The sequence below is a fragment of the Sphingomonas sp. SRS2 genome, from assembly GCF_000971055.1.
Taxonomy (GTDB): Bacteria; Pseudomonadota; Alphaproteobacteria; order Sphingomonadales; family Sphingomonadaceae; genus Rhizorhabdus.
In genome coordinates this window covers 28,747-51,324 of the sequence record NZ_LARW01000086.1, presented here as the reverse complement: position 1 = coordinate 51,324, position 22,578 = coordinate 28,747, and the positions used below count along the sequence as shown (strand labels likewise).

At 63.5% G+C, this 22,578-nt stretch carries 25 protein-coding genes and 1 tRNA gene; 10 read left to right on the top strand and 16 right to left on the bottom strand.

Going from position 1 to position 22,578, the window contains the following annotated elements:
• Positions 1 to 17: 17 nt before the first annotated feature.
• The gene (locus tag WP12_RS11205; RefSeq protein ID WP_046193797.1) at positions 18 to 1,229 is read right to left on the bottom strand and encodes a hypothetical protein; all 1,212 of its coding nucleotides are present in this window, start codon (positions 1,227 to 1,229) and stop codon (positions 18 to 20) included.
• Positions 1,230 to 1,283: 54 nt separating this feature from the next.
• The gene (locus WP12_RS26220; protein ID WP_256387936.1) at positions 1,284 to 1,418 is read right to left on the bottom strand and encodes a hypothetical protein; all 135 of its coding nucleotides are present in this window, start codon (positions 1,416 to 1,418) and stop codon (positions 1,284 to 1,286) included.
• A 136-nt stretch (positions 1,419 to 1,554) separates the two neighbouring features.
• On the opposite strand from WP12_RS26220, the gene acpS reads away from it, so the two are divergent.
• Complete coding sequence (gene acpS, locus WP12_RS11200; RefSeq protein ID WP_046193796.1) at positions 1,555 to 1,968, top strand: holo-ACP synthase; 414 nt, start codon at positions 1,555 to 1,557, stop codon at positions 1,966 to 1,968.
• Here acpS and WP12_RS11195 read toward each other — a convergent pair.
• From WP12_RS11195 to WP12_RS11170, 6 genes are read right to left on the bottom strand one after another with little or no spacing between them, the layout of a single operon-like run.
• On the bottom strand, positions 1,941 to 2,858 hold the full coding sequence (locus WP12_RS11195; RefSeq protein ID WP_046193875.1) for a nucleoside triphosphate pyrophosphohydrolase family protein: 918 nt from the start codon (positions 2,856 to 2,858) through the stop codon (positions 1,941 to 1,943). The two genes, acpS and WP12_RS11195, sit on opposite strands and share 28 nt — an antisense overlap.
• Positions 2,859 to 2,877: 19 nt before the next feature.
• Positions 2,878 to 4,062, bottom strand: a complete 1,185-nt coding sequence (locus WP12_RS11190; protein WP_235399101.1) for a nucleotide kinase domain-containing protein — start codon at positions 4,060 to 4,062, stop codon at positions 2,878 to 2,880.
• Entirely contained in the window at positions 4,059 to 4,874 is an 816-nt protein-coding gene (locus tag WP12_RS11185) for a thymidylate synthase (RefSeq protein ID WP_200894500.1), read from the bottom strand. Before WP12_RS11185 ends, WP12_RS11190 begins: the two co-directional genes overlap by 4 nt.
• Positions 4,875 to 4,905: 31 nt before the next feature.
• Positions 4,906 to 5,796 (bottom strand): ImmA/IrrE family metallo-endopeptidase, encoded by an 891-nt coding sequence (locus tag WP12_RS11180; RefSeq protein ID WP_235399105.1) that lies wholly within the window; start codon positions 5,794 to 5,796, stop codon positions 4,906 to 4,908.
• Positions 5,796 to 6,167, bottom strand: coding sequence for a helix-turn-helix domain-containing protein (locus WP12_RS11175; RefSeq protein ID WP_046193794.1), 372 nt, complete (start codon positions 6,165 to 6,167; stop codon positions 5,796 to 5,798). The genes WP12_RS11180 and WP12_RS11175 overlap by 1 nt, the downstream gene beginning before the upstream one ends.
• Positions 6,164 to 6,469 (bottom strand): hypothetical protein, encoded by a 306-nt coding sequence (locus tag WP12_RS11170; RefSeq protein WP_046193793.1) that lies wholly within the window; start codon positions 6,467 to 6,469, stop codon positions 6,164 to 6,166. The genes WP12_RS11175 and WP12_RS11170 overlap by 4 nt, the downstream gene beginning before the upstream one ends.
• A 97-nt stretch (positions 6,470 to 6,566) precedes the next feature.
• Here WP12_RS11170 and WP12_RS11165 point away from each other — a divergent pair, with 97 nt between their 5' ends.
• From WP12_RS11165 to WP12_RS24070, 7 genes are all read left to right on the top strand, one after another.
• Positions 6,567 to 8,534, top strand: a complete 1,968-nt coding sequence (locus WP12_RS11165) for an ATP-dependent nuclease (RefSeq protein ID WP_046193792.1) — start codon at positions 6,567 to 6,569, stop codon at positions 8,532 to 8,534.
• Between the two features lie 2 nt (positions 8,535 to 8,536).
• Positions 8,537 to 10,420 (top strand): UvrD-helicase domain-containing protein, encoded by a 1,884-nt coding sequence (locus WP12_RS11160; RefSeq protein WP_046193791.1) that lies wholly within the window; start codon positions 8,537 to 8,539, stop codon positions 10,418 to 10,420.
• The gene (locus tag WP12_RS11155) at positions 10,417 to 11,751 is read left to right on the top strand and encodes a hypothetical protein (protein WP_046193790.1); all 1,335 of its coding nucleotides are present in this window, start codon (positions 10,417 to 10,419) and stop codon (positions 11,749 to 11,751) included. Before WP12_RS11160 ends, WP12_RS11155 begins: the two co-directional genes overlap by 4 nt.
• A 156-nt stretch (positions 11,752 to 11,907) precedes the next feature.
• The gene (locus WP12_RS11150) at positions 11,908 to 12,147 is read left to right on the top strand and encodes a hypothetical protein (RefSeq protein ID WP_052730340.1); all 240 of its coding nucleotides are present in this window, start codon (positions 11,908 to 11,910) and stop codon (positions 12,145 to 12,147) included.
• 85 nt (positions 12,148 to 12,232) lie between these two features.
• Entirely contained in the window at positions 12,233 to 12,538 is a 306-nt protein-coding gene (locus WP12_RS11145) for a type II toxin-antitoxin system TacA family antitoxin (RefSeq protein ID WP_046193789.1), read from the top strand.
• A gap of 23 nt (positions 12,539 to 12,561) precedes the next feature.
• Positions 12,562 to 13,062: a GNAT family N-acetyltransferase gene (locus WP12_RS11140; RefSeq protein ID WP_235399100.1), complete on the top strand. Its 501-nt coding sequence runs from the start codon at positions 12,562 to 12,564 to the stop codon at positions 13,060 to 13,062.
• Positions 13,059 to 14,753 (top strand): recombinase family protein, encoded by a 1,695-nt coding sequence (locus WP12_RS24070; protein WP_084691112.1) that lies wholly within the window; start codon positions 13,059 to 13,061, stop codon positions 14,751 to 14,753. The genes WP12_RS11140 and WP12_RS24070 overlap by 4 nt, the downstream gene beginning before the upstream one ends.
• On the opposite strand, the gene WP12_RS11130 is transcribed toward WP12_RS24070, so the two are convergent.
• Positions 14,712 to 14,788: transfer RNA gene (locus WP12_RS11130), tRNA-Arg, on the bottom strand. The genes WP12_RS24070 and WP12_RS11130 overlap by 42 nt on opposite strands.
• A gap of 57 nt (positions 14,789 to 14,845) precedes the next feature.
• On the opposite strand from WP12_RS11130, the gene WP12_RS11125 reads away from it, so the two are divergent.
• Positions 14,846 to 15,592 (top strand): queuosine precursor transporter, encoded by a 747-nt coding sequence (locus WP12_RS11125; RefSeq protein WP_046193786.1) that lies wholly within the window; start codon positions 14,846 to 14,848, stop codon positions 15,590 to 15,592.
• Here the strand turns inward: WP12_RS11125 and WP12_RS11120 are convergent.
• Positions 15,589 to 16,626 carry an aromatic ring-hydroxylating dioxygenase subunit alpha gene (locus tag WP12_RS11120; RefSeq protein WP_046193785.1) on the bottom strand — a complete coding sequence of 346 codons (1,038 nt, stop codon included), beginning with the start codon at positions 16,624 to 16,626 and terminating at the stop codon, positions 15,589 to 15,591. The genes WP12_RS11125 and WP12_RS11120 overlap by 4 nt on opposite strands.
• 14 nt (positions 16,627 to 16,640) lie before the next feature.
• Positions 16,641 to 18,827 carry a TonB-dependent receptor gene (locus WP12_RS11115; protein ID WP_046193871.1) on the bottom strand — a complete coding sequence of 729 codons (2,187 nt, stop codon included), beginning with the start codon at positions 18,825 to 18,827 and terminating at the stop codon, positions 16,641 to 16,643.
• A gap of 309 nt (positions 18,828 to 19,136) precedes the next feature.
• Between WP12_RS11115 and WP12_RS11110 the strand changes: the two genes are divergently transcribed.
• A complete protein-coding gene (locus WP12_RS11110; RefSeq protein ID WP_160299213.1) occupies positions 19,137 to 19,898 on the top strand; it encodes an IclR family transcriptional regulator in 762 nt (253 codons plus the stop codon).
• Here the strand turns inward: WP12_RS11110 and WP12_RS11105 are convergent.
• The 5 genes from WP12_RS11105 to WP12_RS11085 form a co-directional block, all read right to left on the bottom strand.
• The gene (locus WP12_RS11105; RefSeq protein ID WP_084691111.1) at positions 19,895 to 20,230 is read right to left on the bottom strand and encodes a YnfA family protein; all 336 of its coding nucleotides are present in this window, start codon (positions 20,228 to 20,230) and stop codon (positions 19,895 to 19,897) included. The genes WP12_RS11110 and WP12_RS11105 overlap by 4 nt on opposite strands.
• Positions 20,230 to 20,643: a GFA family protein gene (locus WP12_RS11100; protein WP_046193782.1), complete on the bottom strand. Its 414-nt coding sequence runs from the start codon at positions 20,641 to 20,643 to the stop codon at positions 20,230 to 20,232. The genes WP12_RS11105 and WP12_RS11100 overlap by 1 nt, the downstream gene beginning before the upstream one ends.
• Positions 20,640 to 21,305 carry a phosphoribosylformylglycinamidine synthase subunit PurQ gene (gene purQ / locus WP12_RS11095; RefSeq protein WP_046193781.1) on the bottom strand — a complete coding sequence of 222 codons (666 nt, stop codon included), beginning with the start codon at positions 21,303 to 21,305 and terminating at the stop codon, positions 20,640 to 20,642. The genes WP12_RS11100 and purQ overlap by 4 nt, the downstream gene beginning before the upstream one ends.
• 12 nt (positions 21,306 to 21,317) lie before the next feature.
• Complete coding sequence (gene purS / locus WP12_RS11090; RefSeq protein ID WP_046193780.1) at positions 21,318 to 21,551, bottom strand: phosphoribosylformylglycinamidine synthase subunit PurS; 234 nt, start codon at positions 21,549 to 21,551, stop codon at positions 21,318 to 21,320.
• A gap of 73 nt (positions 21,552 to 21,624) precedes the next feature.
• Positions 21,625 to 22,575, bottom strand: a complete 951-nt coding sequence (locus WP12_RS11085; RefSeq protein WP_327196207.1) for an FAD:protein FMN transferase — start codon at positions 22,573 to 22,575, stop codon at positions 21,625 to 21,627.
• Between the last annotated feature and the right edge of the window lie 3 nt (positions 22,576 to 22,578).

Genomic DNA, 22,578 nt, shown 5'->3' with positions numbered 1-22,578 from the left:
CTCCACGCCTCCCGGTATTACCGGACGCTGGAAAGGAGTTTCGCGGCTTTGCCCTCCAGCTCCAGCCGCGCATCCTGATGTGGCTTGGCACGGGCGAGCGCCGTGATCCCCTGCACGAAATCGAAGATCGATTCCGGCGGCCGCCCTTCCTCCTCCAGCACCGTGGCGATGATCTTCTCGGTCTCGGGACGCGAGAAGCCGCGCCTGCGCAAGAAGCTCTCGCGATCGTCATCCTTGCGGGCGACGATCTGCTCGCGAGCCGCTCTGATCCCCGCCAGAAACGGCGCGGGCGACGACGTGGCGAAACGTTCCAGCGCCGGCGCCGCCTGATGCGCGAAGCGGTGGCTGGCGAATTTGCTGTGCCTGATCGAGATCTCCTCGAAGCCCTCGGCGCCCCAGATGTTGCGATTCATGCAGACGGCGCGAAGATAGAAGGACGCCATGCCGAGCGTCTTGGAGCCCACTTCGCTGTTCCAGCAATAGAAGCCTCGGAAGTAGAGATCGGGATCGCCGTTCGGGAGGCGGCCGGCTTCGATCGGATGGGCGTCATCGACAAGGAAGAGGAAGACATCGCGATCGGACGCATAGAGGGTGGTCGTATCCTTGGTCACCTCGACGAACGGGTTGTGCGTCATGGTCGACCAATCGAGCAGTCCCGGCACCTTCCAGCGCGTATCGCCTGTTCCCTCGCCGGCGATCTTCATGACCGCGGCGACCAGCTCATGGTCCCAGATACGGCCATAGTCCGGACCGGTGACGGCGCGCAGTTCGATCCGCCCGTCGTCCGCTTCCAGTGTCTTCACCAGCTCGGCCCGGTGCGCGAGCAGCCCGTGCTGCATGTTGATGCCGGCAAGCAGCGCAGGGAGTTGCCGCATATAGCCGGCGGGCGCGCCGACCAGGCTGCACATCTGACCGAATGACCAGTGTGTCGGAGCGATGGGTTCTTCGCGACCGGGCACGATCAGGGCCAGGCGTTCGGCGTTATCACGACTCGCCTCGACACGAAGGCTCCGGGTCTCGATGGTGCGGGCGGTGGCGCGGTCGGCGCGCGCGCGAACGGCGGCATAGAGGGCGCTGAGCGACAGATAGCGCTCGTCGTCGGGCCGCGAAAACCATTCGGACGACACGCGCCCGATCCGTTCGCCTCGTGAGATGTCGACTTTATAGCCGGCTGAAACCGGCGGCGCGCCGAAGGCGTCGTCATCGGCGATGGTGCTTATCTGGGTCATGGCGGAATCTCCAAGACGGGCCGGCCGGGAGCCTCTCTCTCGACCCTCAACCCGTCACGGCGACAGCCGCAGTCCTCTCCCTCTATTGGCCGCGCAGTCGACGCGCTCGGGCGCGAAGGGCTCGATGAGCGGGGCCAGCCGTTCGCGCAAAGTTTCCCTACTCCAGAACATCGCGTTCGTCTTGGTCATGGCGTATCCTCATCCCCCGGGATGTTCAGCGCGGAGTCGTGAGTCTCTACCCGCTTGGACACCTTGTTGTTGCTCTTCTAAGCGCATGGCCGATCGCTGCGATTAGCGCGCGACCCGGCGGAGATCGGCGGTAGGTGTGAACATTGTCGGGCACGGGATCGATCTGGTGGACATCGTCGAGATTCGGCGTTGGATCGACGATCCGCGCGATCCGTTGATTCCGCGCTGCTTCACGGAGGAGGAGATCGATGAAATCGGCGACGGCCCCGACAGGGTCGAGCGCCTGGCCGGCCGGTTCGCTGCGAAGGAGGCTGTTCTGAAAGCGCTGGGTACAGGGTTCGGAGCGGGCGTCGCTTTCTCCGACGTGATCATCCATCGCGTGGCGGGTGCGCCGCCGCAGGTCCGGCTCACGGGTGGTGCCGCAAAGGTCGCCATTGCACTTGGCATCGTCGAATGGCGGCTGAGCATCAGCCATGCTGGCGCAATGGCCATGGCGAGCGCCATCGCGATCGGCGGCGCGCCTCACGGCGACGGATCCGATCGCGCCTGATCAGCTTCAGCCGGGCCGGTATAATCGATGCGGCGCTGGTCGAGATCGACCGCGATCCGGCCGCCGCGCGCGGCGAGAACCGCGCGCCATACCTTGAAGCCCTGCAAGATCGCCTGCTCCCACTCGCCCGTCGTGCACTGCTTGACCTCCAGATGCGAGGTCATGTCCTTGATCGTGCGCAAGAGCTGGAAGTCGAGCACGCTAACGCCCTCGAGCATATGATGGCGCCGGGCATAATCGAAGGCGAGCGCGGCCACACCCTCTTCGATCACTGCGGCGCGCCCGCCATCCTCGACCTCGTCGAGCAGCGGGCGGCTCTTGCGCTTGCGGCGGAGCAGCGCGCGCGTGATCGGCGACCAGCCCAGCACGGCGGCATATGCGAAATGGAAGACGTCGTGGAAGCGGTAGCCATCCGGATCATAGGCGTTATCAGTCAGCTCCCCGCCGAACGGCTTGCCGTTGATCGACACGCGAACCCGCTGGCGATCTTCGCCTTCGACATCAACCAGTTCGACCTCGAACCGGCGCGGAAGGCGCTCGCCTTCGGGCAGGGTCGCATCGAAGCACAGCGGCTCGGTGCGCTCCGTCGCCCAGCGCGCCTTCACCTTCGCAAGGTTCGAAACCGCTATCTCGTCGAGAGTCAGGTCGAACTTGCTGGCGACGTTCGCGATGTACCAGAGCAGATCGCCCAGCTCTTCGGACACGCGCTCCTTGAAGAGCCGGTGCGCTTCGCCGTCGCGCAGATGTTTCTTGTATTCGCTCAGGAGCTGGCCGGTTTCGCCGGCGAGACCTAGCATGGGAACGATGAGGGAAAGGACATCATCCGAGCCCTGGCGCGCCGGGACGCGATCAGTGCGCAGAGCCTCCTTCTGATAGCGGTCGAAATCCATCATCGTCTCCTTCGGCGCTTCATCCAGCGGCGGCCCTGGCCGCGTCGACTGCGCCAAGCGGCGTGTCGGCGCCGGCGCGTATCTTCTCGTTCAACTTCCATTTGGGAGGATAGAAGAGCTCGATCGGAGTCAGAGTTGGCTCGAACTTCTGCTTGATCCGCGTGCGGCCGGTTCGCCCCGCGACCTGCGGGTGCGCGACGCGCGCATATTTGTCGACTTCGCAGAACAAATTCTGGCAGTCGATCAATTGGAGCCGCCGCCCCCAAAGCGATTGAAAATCTAGCCCAAGTCGCTCGAACTCCTGCTCCTGGAGATCTGCCATGAGCCGGATCAGTTCGGGCTCGTTGAGTCCTCCGGGATCGGCGAAGCATTTGCGCAGCCCGTCTCGCGCGCCGGGACCTGGCACGACGAAGTCCATCTCGCTGAAATCGGTGATTTCGCTGTAGTTGATGTCGGTGATGAACTGATAGGCGAGGAAATCGCCGATGGTCGGATAAGCGCGAAGCTTCTCGAAGCCCTCCTGCATGGTGCGAGTTTGCGCCAACCGTTCTGGAAGCCGATCCTCCATCATGCGTTCAAGCAACAACAGATGGTTCTGATGCTTGGCGGGCCTGCCGAACGCGCTGCTTCCCGGCGGCATGATGTAGGCGGCCGAATAGATGCGGCGACCGTCACGCATCGCCCGTGCGAGCACCTCATCGTAGCGCGAGAAGTGGTAATCCTCGAACGTGATCGGTCCGAACGATCGTTCCAGCAGATCCCAGGTCTCGATCTTGTTGAACAGCTTGAACAGCAGAATGCGAAAGAAGACTTCTCGGGGCGAATTCGGTAAATCGGCGCGATAGATGACGCGCCGAATCATATACTGGCTCGCCCGATCCGAAGCCCGATAGGCGTTGGTGAACTTGTAAGTCGTGAGCACCGCGTTGCCGGTCCAAGGACGCTCCTCGCCGCGTGCTCGTCGGAAGAAGACGTCCTGTCGTTCGGCGGCGAAGCGCCAATAGCTCTCATAGACCTCCGAGACCTTGGCGGGCGCGAGATGGCGCAGAATGATCGGCGCCGGCGCGGCTGTGGCAGATGCCTCGTTCGCCCTCGGCACGACGGGTAGGTCGAGCGGTAGCGTGGCGGCTGTGGGATCGATGCGCTGTTTTGGCGGGCGGCCGCGCGGGCGTTTGGCGGCAGGCTTTGGGAGCTTCTTCCTCAAGACTCTGCCCCGATGGCCATGACCGGAACTGCGGGCCGTGCCGGCGCCGCGACAGAGCCAGACACCAGTGCTTCGGCGGCGACGACGAGCGGCGCGAAATCGGGATCGCTCTTAGTAATGCGCTCCAGCTTGGCGACACCTACCATGACATTCAGCCGCGCCAGCGGTATATCCATTTCATGGGCCATGAAGGCGCCAAGCTGGGCGAGGCCGAGATAGTTGCCATAGGCTTTGTCGAAAACTTGCTGGGTCGCATAGAAGGCGTTCACGACCAAGCCGGCGGTGGTCGGCTCGAAGCTGACCTGTTGCAGGCAAGGAAAGCCGAGCTGCGCGCTCGCGACATGATCGCGGCCCGGGTCGAACGTCGTCGCCTGCAACATCGAGCGGCGCACGCCCGCTCGCGAACCATACTGTGACAATATCCACTCCAACTGATTTCCGTCGCACGGCCCGCGGCCGTACATAACCATGCGTTCGAAATATAGGCCGCGGCCATTGGCTTTCTTATTCATCGCCTGCCAGCGCGGGAATGTCGCACGATAGAGTGTAAAAAGGCGGGTGCGGTCGCCACGCGACATCTCCCAAAGGCGCTGAGGAAAGATGGTGAAGGCGACATCCTCGACCTTGAGACGTCCCTTGCGTTTGAGGAGCTGATCGACGGCTTGGCGCACGGCCGGATCTTCAGGCACTACACCATTGCCGTCGAATCCGGTCACGCTCAACACCAGCGGCGAGACCTCGGTGCCGGCGCCGTCGAGAACCCTGAGCAGGAGGCGCGACCAAGCACGCGACAGGTTGTCGTCGTTGATCATGACGGGCTCCGGCGCGGCCGATGTTTTCGACTTACTCATCCGGGTCGTCCTCCAGATGGCGGTATTGGGCGAGCCCGACATAGGCCTCGGGTGCGATACGAACGAACACCGCCCAAGCGCCGCTGTTGGCGCTTGCCTGAACGATTCCAGGCCGCACCGCGCGGAACAGACGACCGCTCGCTAGCTCGCACTCGTAGGCGAGGCTAGCGCCGGTCGTCTCCGTTCCCGGCGGAAGCAGCAACAGCATCTTCACCTCAGCGTCGAGGGTCGATCCCGCTCGATGGCGGTCGGCGATGATCAGGGGTTCGGGTGTCAGGGCACCGAGGATGTCGGCGCGTAGGGCCTTTGGCGTCACGCGCTGCAGGGCGGCGGCGCGCGCCCGCGATATCATGTTCACACCGGCCGAGAGGTGGGTGAGGAGCGTGCGGTAGCCGACGCCGAAGTCGCAGGCGATCATGAACATTTGCGCCGCCGTCGCGGTCTCAGGTTTCCAGCCGCGTGTGGCGAATGCGCGGCGCAGACCCATGGTCGGCATCAGGGTGAAGCCCGCAAACGTATCTGCGAGGAATTCCTTGGGATCTTCCCAGGGGTTCTCCTTAGCACCTTCGCGCAACTCATCGATCGACGAGCCGTGGCCGAAGACGTGATGGCCAAGCTCGTGCGCGCAATTATAGGCGCGCCGAGGCAGCGGGCGGCGAGCCGAGAGGTGGATGCGCGGCGGCGCGGCGCGTTGGTACATCCCCTCCATGTTGATGTTATTGAAACGCACCGTGACGCCGAGCGTCTCGGAAAGCCCATAGATGCAGATCGGGCCATGCTGATCGAGCTTGGCTTTCGCTCGGGTGGCAATGGCCGTGTGCATAGCTTGGGTCGCAAGCGCGCGACGATTGAAGCTGGGCTTGTTGGTGCGCATCAGGTCCATCACCGATCGCCTCCCTCGGCGTTCGGGGTGGAATCGCTGCGCATGGCTGCGAGGAGCTTCAGCAGGCGGTCGAGGTCGTCCGGCTTGAGCTTGGTGAGTTCACGGGCGGCGAGTTCGAGTCGGGGATCCTGAGCATCGAGGGTATCCGGTGCCTCGCCGAGCAGCCAGGCGACGCCCACATCATAGATTTCGGCAAGGCGCGCGAGTTCGTCGGCCGAGACCCGGCGGTTGCCGGCCTCTATCTCCGAGACCGACGGCCGGTGTAAGCCGAGTATCTTGGCCACCTGGCCCTGCGAGAGCCCCGCGAGTTTGCGCGCCTCCTTAAGGCGTTCGGCGATCAGGGCGCGCTTGGCGGCTTCGGCGTCATTCATGCGGCGGCCGCTTCTTTCTCGGTCTGCCTCTTCAGCAGTTCGCACACGAAGGCGGCTGTTTCGTCGATAGAGCGCGGCAACTTGGTCGTCTCGTCGACGAAGATGTTCACGTCGTTCGGGATCGACGCGCCGATCTCGGTCGACAGGATAGTCGTGGCGACAGGCCAGACTTTGCTGTCGAACCTCGGGATATTTTCGACCGGCTTGGTCGCGCCCGTCAGCGGCGGGCATTCGAGGCCGCTATCAGCCTGAATCTGGCCGAGGACGGCGATCAATTTCTCTTTGAGCTTGGCGGCATCCATGCGGGTTGCTCCTTCATCCGACATATGGTAAGATAATCTTACATGGCCTTCTCGTCAAGGCCTCTTTCGTCAAGGGGGCGGGTATGCCGCTGACTTCATGTTCATCGAACGCTTGATCCTGACCAATTTCCGCTGCTTCGGTCCCGAACCCGGATCGATCGACCTGGCGTCCGGCTTGACCGCGTTTGTGGGGGTAAATGGTGCCGGCAAGACAGCGGTCATGCAGGCACTGCAACGCCTGTTCGGGGTGACCGGCGACCAACGCCGCCTGCGGCGTCAGGACTTCCATGTGCCGGTCGCCGAAGCCGCACCGGCGCGACAGCGGGCCTTCGTGATCGAAGCGATCCTCGCCTTCCCCGAGCTCGATGCGGAAGGCGGCGACAACGCCGCCGTGCCAGAGTTCTTCCACCAGATGGCCGCGGACGACGCTGGCAGGCTGAAATGTCGCCTACGCCTACAGGCGACTTGGACTGAAGACGGCTCCCTTGACGGCGCCATCGAACAGAAATTCTGGGCGATCCGAACATTCGGCGATTTCACCGAGACCGACTGCATCGAGTTGAAAGCGATCGACCGCGCCCGCGTTCAGATGATCTACGTTCCTGCGGCGCGCGACGGCGCTTCGCAGGTGACGGCGTTCCTGCGCGGGCGGCTTTGGCGCGCCATCGACTGGTCGCAGGAAGTGAGGGACGTTTTCGCCGAAGCCGGCGCCACCTTGAACGGGGCGTTCGGCGGAGAGGCAGCCGTCGATCTGGTGGCCGCGGCGGTCAAGCGGCGCTGGCAGGAAGTGCATAGCGCGGGCACCGATACGACTCCTGTCTTTCGACCGCTCGATCTGCGGTTTCAGGAATTCATCCGCAAGGTTGAGGTCGTCTTTCACCCCGACGAAGCTGGTCGCGAGCGCAGTCTCGACGATCTCAGCGATGGGCAGCGTTCGCTTTTCCATCTCGCCATGACCGCCGCCATTCTTGATGTCGAAGCGCGAATCGCTGCGGACCCGGCTGGAATCGGCTTCCAGGCGGACGGTGTCTCGCTGCCTGCCCTGACTCTGATCGCAGTCGAGGAGCCAGAGAACAATCTCGCGCCGTTTTATCTGTCGCGGATCATCCGGCAGATCGAAGACCTGACACGCGGGAGGCGCGCACAAGCGGTGGTCTCCAGCCACTCGCCAAGCATTCTCGCGCGCATCGACCCGACACAAGTCCGGCATTTTCGCCTCGATCCGGCCGACCGCACGGCGAAGGTTCGTCCGATCCGGCTGCCCGAAGGTCAGGAAGCGGCATCGAAATTTGTGCGCGAGGCAGTGCGAACCTATCCAGAACTATATTTCGCGCGCTTCGCGGTTTTGGGAGAAGGCGCTTCGGAGGAAGTCGTGTTGCCGCGGTTGGCAGACGCGCTCGGCTTCGCGATCGATCGCTCGTTCGTGGCCGTCGTTCCGCTCGGCGGCCGGCATGTGAACCATCTCTGGCGCCTCCTAACGGACCTCGACATTCCCTACGCGACGCTGCTGGACCTCGACTGGGGTCGGGCCGGGGGCGGCTGGGGTCGCGTCAAGACGGCGTGCACGCAATTGCTAGAAAATGGCGTCACGCCGCGTGCGTTGTTCGGTGAACACCTTCAAGCTGATGGCCCGGCCGCGAACCTCGCCGCGTTCGATCGCCTCGCTGCCGATGACTCCAACAATCTTGATGCTTGGGCAAAGTGGCTGCGCCAGTTTGGCGTGTTCTTCTGCGCGCCGCTCGATCTGGACTATTCGATGCTGCGCGCCTTCCCCGCCGCGTATCAGGTGGCGGAGCCCAATCGGCAGGGACCCTCGAACCGCGGCGATCCACGGACGGCGGTACTCGGCGACGACGGATTACCAGCGCTATATCCAGCTGATCAGGATGGGCTGCTACGTTGGTATCGCTACCTCTTCCTCGGCCGCGGCAAGCCGAGCACGCACGTCCGGGTGTTGAGTGGCATGGCGGCCGCGGATCTCGCGGCCGGCGCGCCGGAGGAGCTGCGCGCGCTGCTCACCGCGATCGTCGCACGGCTTGAGCCGCCGGCGCCGGTGGAAGCCTGACCATGCCGCGCGTTCGGCCGGACGACTGGCGACCGCGAGGGATAGAGGACCTCGAACCCCAGGCTTGGCGAGCGCTCCGTCAGGCCGGCTGCACCTGTGTCGTCGCCGGGCCTGGCGCCGGCAAGACGGAGTTCTTGGCGCAGCGTGCGGTTTATCTGCTCGAGACAGGCGCTTGTCCGCCGCCCTATCGGGTACTCGCCATTTCGTTCAAGACCGATGCGGCCGACAATCTCGCAGCGCGCGTGCGGCAACGGTGTCCGCCCGAGTTGGCGGGCCGCTTCGTCTCGCTCACCTTTGACGCCTTCACCAAGGGCTTGGTCGACCGCTTCACCACCGCCATCCCGCCCGATTGGCGCCCAGGTCGGCCCTACGATATCGCGTTCCCGACACGGCGACAGGTTGAAGGATTCCTCGACCAGACGCGCCTCGGCGCCCCGCCGCAATGGCAGTCCGCGATTGCGGGCTTCGGGGTCGGAGATTTCGAGTCGCGACATGTGGGTGGTCACCGCCTGCCGGTAATTCGCGCCGAGCCGGCGTCTGGCGAGGAATATGCTGTCGATCGTTGGTGGCACGGCCAAATTCGAGGGCGGGCGCGGGCGTCACTTACCTTCGTCAGCCTCAATCGCCTCGCCGAACTGTTGTTGAGGGCGAACCCGCAGATTCGCCACGCGTTGCGGGCGACGTATCCCTTCGTCTTCGTCGACGAATTCCAGGACACGACTTACGCGCAGTACGATTTCCTCCTCTCTGCTTTCGCCGACGGCCGGACGACCGTAACCGCAGTGGGAGACGATAAGCAGCGGATTATGGCGTGGGCTGGTGCGCGGCTGGACGCGTTTCAGCGGTTTGAGGCGGATTTTGGTGCCGTCCGGATTCCCTTGGCCTTCAACTTTCGGTCGTCGCCGGGCCTCGTGCGGATTCAGCATGTGGTCGCCCGCGCATTGGACGCGAACGCGATCGCAGGCGTGGCGCAGGCTGCTCAGCTCGTGGATGGCGATGTCGCTCAGGTCTGGAACAGTCAAACGCGAGATGGCGAAGCTGAATATCTCACCCGATGGCTCGCCGAGGACATGGCGCGTCGCGGTCGGTCGCCGCGCGACTACGCCTTACTTGTTCGACAGAAGTCGGACGACTACGAAGCGGAGCTCTCTGCGCCACTTGCCCAGGCGGGCTTGCGGCTACGAAATGAGAGTCATGCGCTCGGCCGCACCACGCTGCAGGATTTGTTGGCTGACGAGCTCGCTCGCATCGCGATCGCGCTACTGCGCCTAGGAGCGCTCCGGCGCGCGCCCGACGCGTGGCGGCTGGCGTCGAACGCGCTCCAAAGCCTGCGTGCGGTCGATCCCGACGATGAGCTGGCTTGCCATAGGGTCGAAGCGGAACTCACCGTGTTTCTGGGGGATCTTCGAGCAGAAATGGCGCGCGCCGCGCCAACAGTGGAGAACAGCCAGACCATTACTGGTCGTCTCTTTGGATTTCTCGATCTGGGTGCGGTCGCTCGAACCTTTCTTGAGTATGGAACGGGTGAGTTGCTGGCCATCATGGTCGAAGCGTTTGGGCTGCACCTGGCGGCGTCCGTTGCTGGAGCTGCGAGCTGGTCAGCATGCCTCGACTCATTCGAAGGCGTCGCACAGATTCCGTTGATGACGGTACACAAGAGCAAGGGCCTGGAGTACGACACGGTCATCTTCGTCGGCTTGGACGATCAAGCTTGGTGGAGCCACACGCCCGGGAATCCCGAGGGTCTAGCGACGTTCTTTGTGGCGTTGTCCCGAGCTAAGCAGAGGGCGATCTTCGCGTTCTGCCAGGGACGGGGCCAGCGCAGGCGGGTAGCGGACCTCTTTCAACTGCTGACCGACGCCGGCGTCCCGGAGATCGCCATATGAGCGTCGCAAGCAATCTTGCGCTTCGGATCGCCGGGGCGCTCAAGGACCGCTGCACCCACCAGGTCATGCCGAGCGTCGCGCTTGAAGCCGGCCTGATCATGGCGGCGGAGGCAGAGGGCATGAGCAAGCGTGATAGGGCGCTTGCTGCCCTCGACGGTAAGTCCCCTCGTGAGCTGGGTGAAGTCGCTCGCCGGCTGGGCGCGCACTGGGGTGACTATGCGCTCGAAGAGGCCGGCTCCGCGGTCCTTGAAGAGGGAGAGCCCCCGATCAGCGAGATCACCCGAAGGGACGCGGCCAAGTGCTTTGGCGACGATCTCTCTGGCGAGCAGAATGTCCTTGAACTCGTGCGCAGGTTCTTTCCCATCGACACCTTGAGCGCAGACTTCTTCGCCGGGCGGTCGTTGGCGAGCGATATCGAGCGACACATGATTTCGAACTTCGGCGATTGGACCGTCGAATACCTCTTCGAGAGGATTGGCGCGTTCTCGTGCTCGCGCGATCGGTTCTCACGCGTGATAGAAGCGGCACTGCACCCTCTCGGCCGCCGCGGTCCAGCTCAAGCGACCTTGGCCGAGCACCTGAACGAGGTTTTTCGGCGCGATGGCTACATCCTCACCGTCGCGGGCGAGGAGTCCGGTTATCCGGTCTATTGGTTGAGATCAGCGACACGGGGTGTCACCGGCGCCCCGAAAAATCTCATCTTCGCGTCCAATGGGCCTAAGCCGGAGATCGGCTTCAGCGACGCCATCAACAACGACATAGTCATTCTCTCGAATGAGGAGAGTTGTCTGATCTTTGACCGTCCGATCCGGCGGGACGGCCTCCTGTGGTCCGAGTTGGTCGATTGGTGGGGCGCACAGGAGGGCGGGGTCTCGGGGGACTCTGCACGCGCGCTCGGCCTGCGCCTCCACGTCTCGCTTGCCTCGGACGCGGAGCGCAATCTGTTCGAAGCGTACTTCCGCGTCTACAAGCCGCGCCTTGGGTCAGCGCTGCCAGCGCTCATCCCGCAGGTCTACCTGCACTATGATCCAGCCGTCGTGAAGAACCTACGTCACCGCGCCGCGCTGCCGCGGCAGCGAATGGATTTCTTGATGCTCTTGCCGAACTATCAACGGGTCGTCATCGAGGTCGATGGCGCACACCATTTCAGTCGTGACGGGAAGCCCTCGCTGGCCGTCTATGCTGACATGGTTTCCGCTGACCGGGATCTGCGCTTGAACGGCTACGAGATTTACCGCTTCGGCGCGAACGAACTGGTTGGTGATGGCGCGCCAGATGTCATCGCGCGGTTTTTTGAACGACTCCTCAAGTTCCACAAAGTGCTCAGTTGACGCGAAGGTGAATCGGCGACCGGTCGGCGCCCTGCTCTTGTAGACTGGGGAGCACAGGCGCGGGTTGGCCCGCCGTTCCCCTGTCGTTGTACGCCACAGCACGATGCCTCGTCGTTGCACTTGCAGCGGGTGCAGCACATCGTTCCATGATGACGCATGGCCGAGAAGCGACGTATGCGCCGGGTCCTGCCTGAATGGTCCGGCGATCCTGAAGACCTGTATGACTATGCGTATCCGCCGGCGCCGCGCGCGGGGCGGTCGCCCCTGCATTTGGAGGGGGCGATCACGGTGACGGACGACTGGCCCGAGATCGTGCCGATCACGGACGCCGAGTTGAGGGTCATGGAAGGCCATTTCGGCGAAGAGCTGGACGAGCTTTTCGGGCCGCGAGCCTGATGGGCGGCAGAAATAGGAACTTGATTTGTTCGTCCATATGACGTACATTGTTGGGGAAACGTAGACCATGTCGGGAGTGACCCCAATGCCGCGCAAGCAGCCCAAGATCGAACGGGAAACGCCTAACCGCGTCGAGCGCCTCGGATTCCGGCTGGATGAAGAGACGAAGGACCTTATCGAGCGGGCCGCGCATCTGTCACGGCGCAAGGTCAGCGACTTTTGCGTGACCGCGCTCACTGACACCGCGCGCCGGACGATCGCCGAGCATGAAACGCTAGTGCTGTCCGATCGCGACCGCGCGGCATTCTTCGACGCGCTGGTCAATCCGCGTGAGCCGAGCGAGCGGCTGGTCCGCGCCCTGGCAGAGCATAAGCGCCGGGTCGCTTCCTAAGCATGACGGCGTCTCGGCCAGATTTGAAGATCGAGGCGCTCGCGTCGCATCACGATCGGGACAGCTTTACCTGCGGCGTCGACAGCCTCGACAGGTATCTCCGGACGCAGGCGAGCCAGGATGTGCGGCGCAAGGCAAACGGGGTCTTCATTCTGGTCGAGCCGGACAGGCCGGAGGTTGTGCTGGGCTACTATACGCTATGCGCGACGGGCGTGGCGCAGGGCAACGTGCCCGCCGCTGCCCGCAAGCACATCCCGCGCTATCCGCTGGTCAGCGCCACGCTGGTCGGACGGCTGGCGGTCTCGGAAGCGCGGCAGGGCGAGCGCCTTGGCGCGATGCTTCTCGCCGACGCGGTGCAGCGCGCGTATGCGAGCGCCGCCACGGTCGGTTCCTCGATGCTGGTGGTGGACGCCATCAGCGAGCGCGCCGCCGCCTTCTATGAGGGAAATGGTTTCGTGCGCCTCCCGGATTCGCTTCGGTTGGTGCTGTCGATGCACGCGATCCAGCGACTGGTGGAACCATGACCGACGCAGCACCTGCATCGCCTGACGCCACGCCTGGGACTGCGCTTGCCAAGGCGGCCCTCTACTTGCGCGTCTCGACCGGAAGGCAGGCGGAGAGCGATCTGTCGATTCCCGATCAGCGGCGGCAGATCACCGCCTATTGCGTAGCCAAAGGCTGGGACGTCGCGGCCGAGTTCGTTGAGCCGGGCAACACCGCCACCGACGATCGCCGGCCAGCGTTCCAGGCGATGATTGACGCCGCGTTGGTGAAGCCGCCGACCTTCACCGTCATCATCGTCCACTCCTTCTCGCGCTTCTTCCGCGATCAGTTCCAGTTTGAGTTCTACGTTCGCAAACTGGCCAAGAACGGCGTGCGGTTGATCTCGATCACGCAGGACCTCGGCGACGATCCGATGAGCGTGATGATGCGTCAGATCATGACGCTGTTCGACGAATACCAGTCGAAGGAGAACGCCAAGCACACGTTGCGCGCCATGAAGGAGAATGCACGTCAGGGCTATTGGAACGGCGCTTTGCCGCCGATCGGCTACCGCATCGTCGCCGCCGAGCAACGCGGTGCGAAGATCAAAAAGAAGCTGGAGGTCGATCCGATCCACGCCGACACAGTGCGCTTGATCTACAGGCTGGCGCTCAATGGTGACGGCGACAGAGGCCCGATGGGGATCAAGTCGATCACCACCTATCTCAACGAGCGTAACATCCGTACCCGCGACGGCGGGCGGTGGGGCATCGCCTCGGTGCATCAGATACTCACGCGGACCACCTATATCGGCGAACATCGGTTCAACACGCGCGACCACAAGACGCGCACGGCAAAACCCGAGGCCGAGCATGCGGTCATGGACGTTCCGCCGATCGTCACCGAAGTGGAATTCGAGGCAGTCCAGGCGGCGCTGAAGGCGCGCAGTCCGAAATGGATGCCGCCACGCGCGGTGAGTGGTCCGACTTTGCTGACCGGGATTTGCTTCTGCGCATCCTGTGGCGGTGCGATGACGCTACGGACTGGCAAGGGCAGCGCCGGCGGCATGTATCGCTACTACACCTGCTCGACGAAGGCGCGGCAGGGCGAGCGTGGCTGTCGCGGTCTGACAGTGCCTATGGACAAACTCGATCGTGCTGTCGTCGATCACCTGGAGTGGCGCCTGCTCGATCCGGTGCGTTTGGAGACGATGATGGATCAGTTACTTGAGCGACGAGAGGAATGGAATGAACGGCGTCGCGGGCACATCGCGGAGCTACGCAAGCGCGCCGCGGAAGCGGAAGCGAAGTTGAAGCGCCTTTACGAAGCGATCGAGAACGGCGTGGTCGATGTAGCCGACCCATCGCTGAAGGATCGCATCGCAGAACTAACCGCCGTGCGCGACCAGGCGCAGGCCGACGCGGAGCGCGCAACTTCCGCTGTGGAGCGGCTCGGGCCTGCTATCACGTCGGACAGTTTGCGCCGGTTTGCGCTCGCTGCCCGACGCAAGCTGCGGAACGAAGATGGAACCTATCGGCGGGACCATTTGCGGGCGCTCGCGCAACGCGTCGAGGTCGTCGATCCGAGCGAAATCCGTATCCTCGGCACGAAAACCGAACTGCTACGGACACTTGTCGCCGCCGCCGGCGTAGAATCGGCGGCTGGTGGCGTTCGCAGTTTTATACCGAAGTGGCGCGCCCGACAGGATTCGAACCTGTGGCCCCAAGCTTAGAAGGCTCGTGCTCTATCCAACTGAGCTACGGGCGCGCACGGTGCTCCGATAGCGCGGATTGCGCTGCGATGGAACGCGGTTAGTCTGTCGCGATGAGCGATTTGACCCGAGTTCCGCAGGCGCTGGACGCCGAAGCCCTCAAAGGGCGGCCGTTGCGCTATTTCGATTTCGTGATGGCGGCCTTCGTCACGATCCTGCTGCTGTCCAATGTGCTAGGCGCTGGGAAGGTCGCGGTGGTCGATCTTCCGGGTATCGGCGACTGGCCGTTCGGAGCGGGCATCCTCTTTTTCCCTATCGGCTATGTGATCGGCGATATCCTGACCGAGGTCTATGGCTATGCCCGCGCCCGCCGCTGCATCTGGGCGGGGACCGCCGCGCTGCTGTTCATGGCGTTCATGAGCTGGGTGGTGGTGGCCTTGCCGCCAGCCGCCGACTGGGGCGGGCAGGGCGCCTATGAGCAGGTCTTCGGTCAGGTGCCGAGGATCGTCCTCGCATCGATCGCAGCCTTCTGGGCTGGCGAATTCGTCAATAGCTATGTCATGGCCCGGATGAAGCTGCTGACCAAAGGCAAGCATCTATGGAGCCGCACGATCGGATCGACCATCGCGGGGCAGGGAATCGACAGCCTGATCTTTTACCCGCTCGCCTTTTGGGGCGCGCAAGGCTGGACCGGCGGGCTGGTGCTCAAGGTCCTCGTCACCCAATGGGTCCTGAAGGTGAGCTGGGAGGTGATCCTGACGCCGCTGACCTATGCGGTGGTCAATGGGCTGAAGCGACGCGAAGGCGTCGACATCTTTGACGAAAAGACGAACTTCACGCCCTTCAGAACGGGTGTCTAGGCGGATCGGACTTCCGATGCGGCCTGGTGCCGCTCCTCCTCCTGCAGAAGCCGCTTCACGACGCGGCGCACTCGAAGCGCCCCCGTGTCGCCCGGCAGGACCACCGGACGGAGTTCCATCAGATCGGCCCCGTTCATGCGCCGGTCGATGGCTTCCAGCATCGGCCCGTCCTCGGTCGCGATAACCTTTTTCTGGGTTGCGGAGATGATGGCGTCGAGGTCGCGATCTTCCACGGCATGCTCGCGCGTGAAGGACATGAAATAATTGGTGTTTTTGGCGTCGGCGGGTGTGGCGATATGCGTGAACACCGTCTTGCGGCCTTGGTCCAGCGACCCGCCGGGGAGGACCATGCGGCCTTCGAAGGCTGTCACCTGACTCGGAAACCAGCGGATATGGAAGCGACGATCTACCAGCGGGCCCATATCCGCATCACGCGGCGGCGGCGCACCGCGATATTGGGTCCGGGTGACGATCACCTGATTGTCCCGCTCTTCAACCACGGTCTCCCCGCTTTCCGGCGGACCACCGGAAAAGCTGCCGACATGCAGGAAATCGATATGGGTCAGATCCATCAGATTATCGATCAGGATATCGTGGCGATACGGCGCTTCGATGAAACTATGCACCGTCCGGCGTGTGGGAGAATTCTCGATGTGCGACAGATCGGGTATCTTCGCCGGATCGGCCAGTCGCTCGTCGCCCGGCCATAGCCAAACGAGGCCGTGGCGTTCGACCACTGGATAGCGGCCGATATGCATGTTCGGCGATATGAGATCGGCCTGGGGATTGCGGACGCAGCGCCCGGCCGGCGAGAATTGGAGGCCGTGATAAAGGCACTCGACATTGTCCCCGATCAGGCTGCCCTTGTTCAGGGGCGCGAAGCGGTGCGGACAGGTGTCTGCGATCGCAACCGCTTCGCCGGCTTGTGTCCGATAGAGCAGCACATGCACCCCAGCTATCTTGCGGCCCAGCAGTTCCCGACCAACCTGATCGGGAAGCGCTGCGACATACCAGACATTTTTGAGGAACTTCATGTCCGTCCCTTCGGTCAGAAGCGCATGCCCACCGAAGCGCCATAGGTCCGCGGCGGATCGAACGCGCCCATGATCGGCGATCCGATGAAGCCGGCGCTGACCTGTGAGGTCGATACGGTCCGTTTGTTGGCGATGTTGAGGATGAACAGCGAGGCGTTGAAACCGCCCGGCCGCTCGAAGTTCAGATAGGCGTTATATTTCTCATGCGCGGCCTGTGACGTCACGATGCGGTTGAAGGGCGAGAAATAGACGCGGCCTACCCATTTGCCTTCACCGCGCAGGCTGAAATCGCCGATGTCGGTCGGCACGGTATATTGGGCCGAGAAGTTGACCGTATATCTGGGCGCCTGCGACAGGCGGTTGCCCGAAAGATCGAGCACGCCCAGCGCGGGCCGCGCCGCATCCACCGTGGCAAATCCCTTATATTCGCTGTCGAGCCAGGCGGCGTTGCCGCTCACCTCGAAATTGGCGAACGGCTTGGCGGCTAGCTCGAATTCGACGCCCTGGACCTTCGCCGACGCTGCGTTGAGCGGAATCGCCGACGCGCCCTGGATGATCTGCACCTGCAAATTAGTATAGTCATAATAAAATGCGGCCAGGTTGGTGCGGACCTTGCGGTCCAGAAATTCGGCCTTGAGGCCGACTTCATAGTCGGTCAGGTTCTCGGGTTCGACCGGCGCGACGAAGGCGGTGAGGCTGTAGCCGCCGCTCTTGAAGCCTTTCGAATAGGTCGCATAGACCATCAGGTCCGAGGTCGGCTCGTACTGCACCGTGATCTTGGGCGTGAACTTCTTGTAGGTCTTCGACGCGTCCTGAAACAGGTTGTACGCGGACGGCACGGCGGGATTGTAGGGCGTCGCGAAATCGGCGACGCCGCGCTGGTCGATCGACTTCTTTTCATAGCTGTAGCGTGCGCCGGCGGACAGCGTCAGCCCATCGACGATTTCATAATCGAGCTGTCCGAAGGCGGCATAGGCCGTGGTGCCCTGATCGCCGATATAGTCGAGGCCCTGAACCTGGCGGTTTGGCGGAACCGGCGAACGCAACGGCGTGAAGCGCGTGCGCCCGGCCACCTTCTCATCGAAATAATAGAGGCCGAACAGGTAGTTCAGGTTGCCGGTCTTGCCGGCAAGCCGCAGCTCCTCGCTGAACTGGCTCGCCCGCTCGAGGATATGGAAGGCCGAAACCGCAAGTTGCGTCCCGTCGCCTTCGGTCAGATAGCGCGAGTTCGAATGCCGATACCCGGTCACCGAGGTCAGCGTGGCGGCGCCCAGATCGATGTCGACCGTGCCGAGGAAGCCGTAGAAGCGGCGCTTGTTGATCTGATCGACATTGCCGAAGGTGTCGCGCGGATTGGCGGGCACCAGTCCGCCGCCGGCCTGCGCGAACGGCACGACATTGGGATTGCCCGCGCCGAGATAATGATAGACGAAATTATTGTCGTCCTGCCGGCTATAGTCGGCCGACAACATGATATCGATGGTATCGCTCGGGCGGATCAGCAGCTTGGCGCGACCGGCATAATTATGCTCGTTGTCGATCTGCTCGCCGCTGCTGAGATTGCGTCCATAGCCCTTGCGATCGGTGGTGCTGATAGCGATGCGGGCGGCGATCTTGTCGTTCACCGCGCCGGTTATGGCGCCCTGCGTGCTGAACAGGCCATAATTGCCGATCGTCAGCTTGGCATAGCCCCCGGTCTCGAACTCCGGTGAACTGGAGATGACATTGACTGCGCCTGCGGTCGCGTTGCGGCCATAGAGCGTGCCTTGGGGCCCGCGGACGACCTCGACCCGCTCGACATCGAAGAAGGTGGCCAGCGCTGCGGTCGGCCGGCTTATATAGACACCGTCGAGGTGATAGGCGACGCGCCCTTCCTGGCCAGCCACCGTGGTGTCGAGGCCCAGGCCGCGGATCGCAATCCGGGCGAAGCCGACATTCTTGCCGAAATTGACGTTCGGGAGGGAGGGGGCGAGCGTTTCGATATCGACCACGCGGCGTGCGGCAAGCTCCGCGCCGCTGACCGCGGTCAGCGCTAGCGGCGTGTCCTGCACGTTGGTCGCCCGCTTCTGCGCCGTAACCACGATATCCTGCAGCACCGCGTCAGATTCGCCCGGCTGGGCAACCTGCGCCAAGGCCGGCGTCAAGGGCGTCAGTGCGGCCGAACACAGCAAAAGCACGGTCGTCTTCAACGGATACCCCATGATCATCTCCCAGATTCCGGCCGCCTGTGTTGGCGGTTCCGTCGTTTCTCCACGCGGACTCTTTCCGCGCGATTCGCATGAGCCTACATCAAAAGTCAATTTGGAGAAAATATTTCACTCGAATTCGAGGCGCTGTGAATTCGTCTTGCTCCCGTCGGCCTTTTTGAGCATCTGGATGGGGCTTTCGGCATCAACAACGACGCGAATTAGGAGCGGGTGACGGCAAAGGAGCGAGCAACGACAGAAACGGCGGTTTCCCGAGCCGGGCCGAAGCGCGCCGGCCGCCCGTCGCGCTCCGAAGAGGCGCGGGTGGGGATTCGCGCCGCGGAAATAGGGTTGGATGTCCTCAACGCGATCATATCCAGCCGCACGCCGATGAGTCTGATCGAATTGTCCGACAGGACGCAACTCGCTCCCAGCAAGCTGCATCGCTATCTGGTCAGTCTGTCGCGGTACAATATGGTCCGCCAGCATCAGACGACCGGCCTATATGACGTAGGATCGGCGGCCATTTCGATGGGGCTTACCGCGCTGTCGCGCTTTGACGGGTTCGATCTGATCCATGAGCGGGTGACGTCATTGTCGAAGCAGACGGGCTTCAACACCTTCGTCTGTGTGTGGACCGAGTCGGGCCCGGTTCTGGTTCAAAGCCACAATGTCCAGCATGCCGTCGCCTGGATACGGATTGGCTCGACGATCTCGACCATATCCTCGGCAGCAGGCCCGATCTTCGTCGCCTATCTTGACCGTTCGACTACCGAGCGGGTCATCGCGCGTGATACCGCCAGCGAAGACAGGGATCTAACGGAGGTCATCCGGTGGTTCGATGACGAGGTCTGCCCAGGCATTCTGGAGCAGGAGGTCTACTGGACCGATGGAAGCGTGCTGCCCCATTTTGCCGCCTGCGCCGCCCCCGTCTTCGATATGCAGGGGCAGCTTTACTGCGCGATGGGGGTGAGCGTACCCCTTCGTCAGAGCACTTCTCAGCCGGATCGTGGAATGATGGATATGATCAGGGAGACCGGTCGGTCGATCTCGCGGGAACTGGGATATGCGGGACGCAGATCCTAGGCCGTTCTGGGCCCGAGCAGTATGACGGCGCCACCCAGGATACAGAGCGCGGCCCCGGCATAGTCCCAGCGATCGGGCCGTGTTCCCTCTATCGCCCACATCCAGCCCAGCGACATGACGATGTAGATGCCGCCATAGGCCGCAAACGTGCGCCCTGCGGCGGCGCTGTCGGTGCGGGTGAGCAGCCAGGCGAACAGAACCAGCAGCGCGCCGCCGCCGACAGCCCAAAATGGGGACTTCCCGAGCCGCAGCCAGAGCCAGAAGGCATAGCAGCCGCCGATCTCGGCCAGTGCCGCGAGAAGGAAGATGTTCAGGCCGCCCGCGCCAGCCATCATGCGACCGGTGGCGGTTGCGCTTCGACGCTCGGTATCTCCGCCGAGACACTGGCCCAATCGGGGGCCTGTGCGGTCCAGATCGTCATCTGCGGGCCCATCAGGTTCGGGTCGTCGAGCGTGCCAATGCGCAGGAAGATGAGATGCGGGCGGTTCAGCGCCTCGCTGGTCAGCGGCGTGCCGCAGGTCGGGCAGAAGCCACGCCGCAGCGAATTGCCGCTGTCGGCGACGCTGTCATGATAGCGGATCTCACCGGTCCAGCTGACCTTGTCGGACGGGAAGCAGATGTTCGCCATCGCGGTGCCGCCGCCGAGATATTGGCACAGCCGGCACCAGCAGGTGCGCGCCGCCATCGGCTCGGCATCAATGGAGAAACGAACCGCGCCGCAGAGGCAGCCGGCTCCGTGTGTCACGCCGCCGTTTCCAGCAGGCCCTCGAACAGGCGCCGCCCGTCGCTATTGCCATGCGCTGCTTCGATCACCCGCTCTGGATGGGGCATCATGCCCAGCACATTGCCCGCATCGTTGAGGATTCCGGCGATGCCCTTGGCGGAACCGTTGACGGCTTCGGCATAGCGAAAGGCGATGCGGCCTTCGCCTTCGATCCGGTTCAGCGTCTCGGCGTCGGCGGTATAGTTGCCGTCATGATGCGCGACCGGGAAATAGACGGTCTCACCCTTGTCGTAGTGCGCGGTGAAGGTCGACTGGCTGTTCTCGACGGTCAGCGCGACTTCGCGGCAGACGAAGTTCAGCCCTTCGTTGCGCATCAGCGCTCCGGGCAGCAGGCCCGCCTCGGTCAGGATCTGGAAGCCATTGCAGATGCCAAGCACCGGCACGCCGCGCCCTGCCGCATCGACGATCGCGCGCATGATCGGCGACCGCGCCGCCATCGCGCCGGAACGCAGATAGTCGCCATAGGAGAAGCCGCCCGGGACGGCGATCAGGCCGATGCCGGCGGGAAGCTCGGTCTCGCCATGCCACAGCATGTCGGGCGCATGGCCCGTGACATCGCGGATCGCGACGGCAAGGTCGCGATCGCAATTGGAACCGGGGAAGACAATGACCGCGCTCTTCATGGCCTGGGCTCCTCAGCTCGCGCGTTCGATCCGGAAATTCTCGATGACGGTGTTGGCAAGCAGCTTCTTGCACATCGCCTCGATGTCGGCGTCGCTGACGCCGTCGTCATGGTCGAGCTCGATCAACTTGCCCGCGCGAACGTCGTTGACGCCCGAAAAGCCGAGCGAGCCCAGCGCATGATGGATAGCCTTGCCTTGCGGATCGAGAACGCCACCCTTCAGGGTGACATAGACGCGGGTTTTCATCGCGGCCTCATATTTGGAAATGTGCCGCCCCTATGAAGCCGAAGGCCCGGCGGGGCAAGGGGGCGCGGCCCTATTATTCGAGCATTTCGGCTAGCGCGGGGCTGAGATGCTCGCGCTGGTCCACGAAGCGGGCGGCAAGCCCCTCGCGGGTGGCTATTTCCAGCCCTTCCTCGGTGCCCAGAACGGTGAGCGCGGTGGCCCATGCGTCGGCGAGCATGGCGCTTCGATGGATGACGCTGACCGAACGCAGCCCATTGGCGGCCGAGCGTCCGCTGCGCGGATCGATCGTGTGCGCGCCGCGCCGGTAGTCGCCCGATGTCGCGACGGCGAGGCCGTGCAGCGCGATGCGCAACGGGGGCAGGGTGATGCCCGGCGGGTTCTCCAGATCCACCCACCAAGGTTCGCCATCGGGCCGCACGCCCCTGCCAGCGAGTTCGCCGCCGATTTCGACCAGCGCATGCGCGATACCCTGACCGGCGAGGCAGTCTGCGACCGCATCGACCGCATGACCCTTGGCGATGCCCGAAAGATCGAGCGCGAGGCCGCCGGGTTGAACCAATCGGCCGTCCTCATGCCGCAGGCGATGCCAGCCGGCATGTTCGTGTAGCGAAGCGATATGGGCCTCGTCATCGCTGTAGTGCGTCGGATAGGGACCAAAGCCTCGCAGATCGACGATCCGCCCGATCGTCGGATCGAAGGCGCCGCCGCTGCGCCGCGCGACATCGATCGCCGCCGCGACCACCGTCTCGAAATCCGGGGGTAGTCGCACCGAACTGCCGGCGTCCGACCGGTTATATTCGGATATCAGCGAATCCGGCCGCCAATGGCTCATCTCGTCAATGATGATATCGAGGCGGATCTGGATCGCCGCCTTGACCGCTTCGATATCGGCAGCCCGTGGCACGGCGAAACGCACCGACCAGCTGGTCCCCATCGTTTCCCCGCCGAGCGCCGCGACCGGCCGTGCGGGATCGCGGCCGGCGAAGGCCGAGATCGCGATCTCGCGCGGCAGGGCGATGCGCATCGT

Coding starts and splice junctions, on each gene's coding strand:
- WP12_RS11205 (WP_046193797.1), bottom strand. CDS start 1,229: ATGACCCAGATAAGCACCATCGCCGATGACGACGCCTTCGGCGCGCCG.
- WP12_RS26220 (WP_256387936.1), bottom strand. CDS start 1,418: ATGACCAAGACGAACGCGATGTTCTGGAGTAGGGAAACTTTGCGCGAA.
- WP12_RS11195 (WP_046193875.1), bottom strand. CDS start 2,858: ATGGATTTCGACCGCTATCAGAAGGAGGCTCTGCGCACTGATCGCGTC.
- WP12_RS11185 (WP_200894500.1), bottom strand. CDS start 4,874: ATGATCAACGACGACAACCTGTCGCGTGCTTGGTCGCGCCTCCTGCTC.
- WP12_RS11180 (WP_235399105.1), bottom strand. CDS start 5,796: ATGGACCTGATGCGCACCAACAAGCCCAGCTTCAATCGTCGCGCGCTT.
- WP12_RS11175 (WP_046193794.1), bottom strand. CDS start 6,167: ATGAATGACGCCGAAGCCGCCAAGCGCGCCCTGATCGCCGAACGCCTT.
- WP12_RS11170 (WP_046193793.1), bottom strand. CDS start 6,469: ATGGATGCCGCCAAGCTCAAAGAGAAATTGATCGCCGTCCTCGGCCAG.
- WP12_RS11165 (WP_046193792.1), top strand. CDS start 6,567: ATGTTCATCGAACGCTTGATCCTGACCAATTTCCGCTGCTTCGGTCCC.
- WP12_RS11160 (WP_046193791.1), top strand. CDS start 8,537: ATGCCGCGCGTTCGGCCGGACGACTGGCGACCGCGAGGGATAGAGGAC.
- WP12_RS11155 (WP_046193790.1), top strand. CDS start 10,417: ATGAGCGTCGCAAGCAATCTTGCGCTTCGGATCGCCGGGGCGCTCAAG.
- WP12_RS11150 (WP_052730340.1), top strand. CDS start 11,908: ATGGCCGAGAAGCGACGTATGCGCCGGGTCCTGCCTGAATGGTCCGGC.
- WP12_RS11145 (WP_046193789.1), top strand. CDS start 12,233: ATGCCGCGCAAGCAGCCCAAGATCGAACGGGAAACGCCTAACCGCGTC.
- WP12_RS24070 (WP_084691112.1), top strand. CDS start 13,059: ATGACCGACGCAGCACCTGCATCGCCTGACGCCACGCCTGGGACTGCG.
- WP12_RS11125 (WP_046193786.1), top strand. CDS start 14,846: ATGAGCGATTTGACCCGAGTTCCGCAGGCGCTGGACGCCGAAGCCCTC.
- WP12_RS11120 (WP_046193785.1), bottom strand. CDS start 16,626: ATGAAGTTCCTCAAAAATGTCTGGTATGTCGCAGCGCTTCCCGATCAG.
- WP12_RS11115 (WP_046193871.1), bottom strand. CDS start 18,827: ATGGGGTATCCGTTGAAGACGACCGTGCTTTTGCTGTGTTCGGCCGCA.
- WP12_RS11105 (WP_084691111.1), bottom strand. CDS start 20,230: ATGGCTGGCGCGGGCGGCCTGAACATCTTCCTTCTCGCGGCACTGGCC.
- purQ (WP_046193781.1), bottom strand. CDS start 21,305: ATGAAGAGCGCGGTCATTGTCTTCCCCGGTTCCAATTGCGATCGCGAC.
- purS (WP_046193780.1), bottom strand. CDS start 21,551: ATGAAAACCCGCGTCTATGTCACCCTGAAGGGTGGCGTTCTCGATCCG.
- WP12_RS11085 (WP_327196207.1), bottom strand. CDS start 22,575: ATGCGCATCGCCCTGCCGCGCGAGATCGCGATCTCGGCCTTCGCCGGC.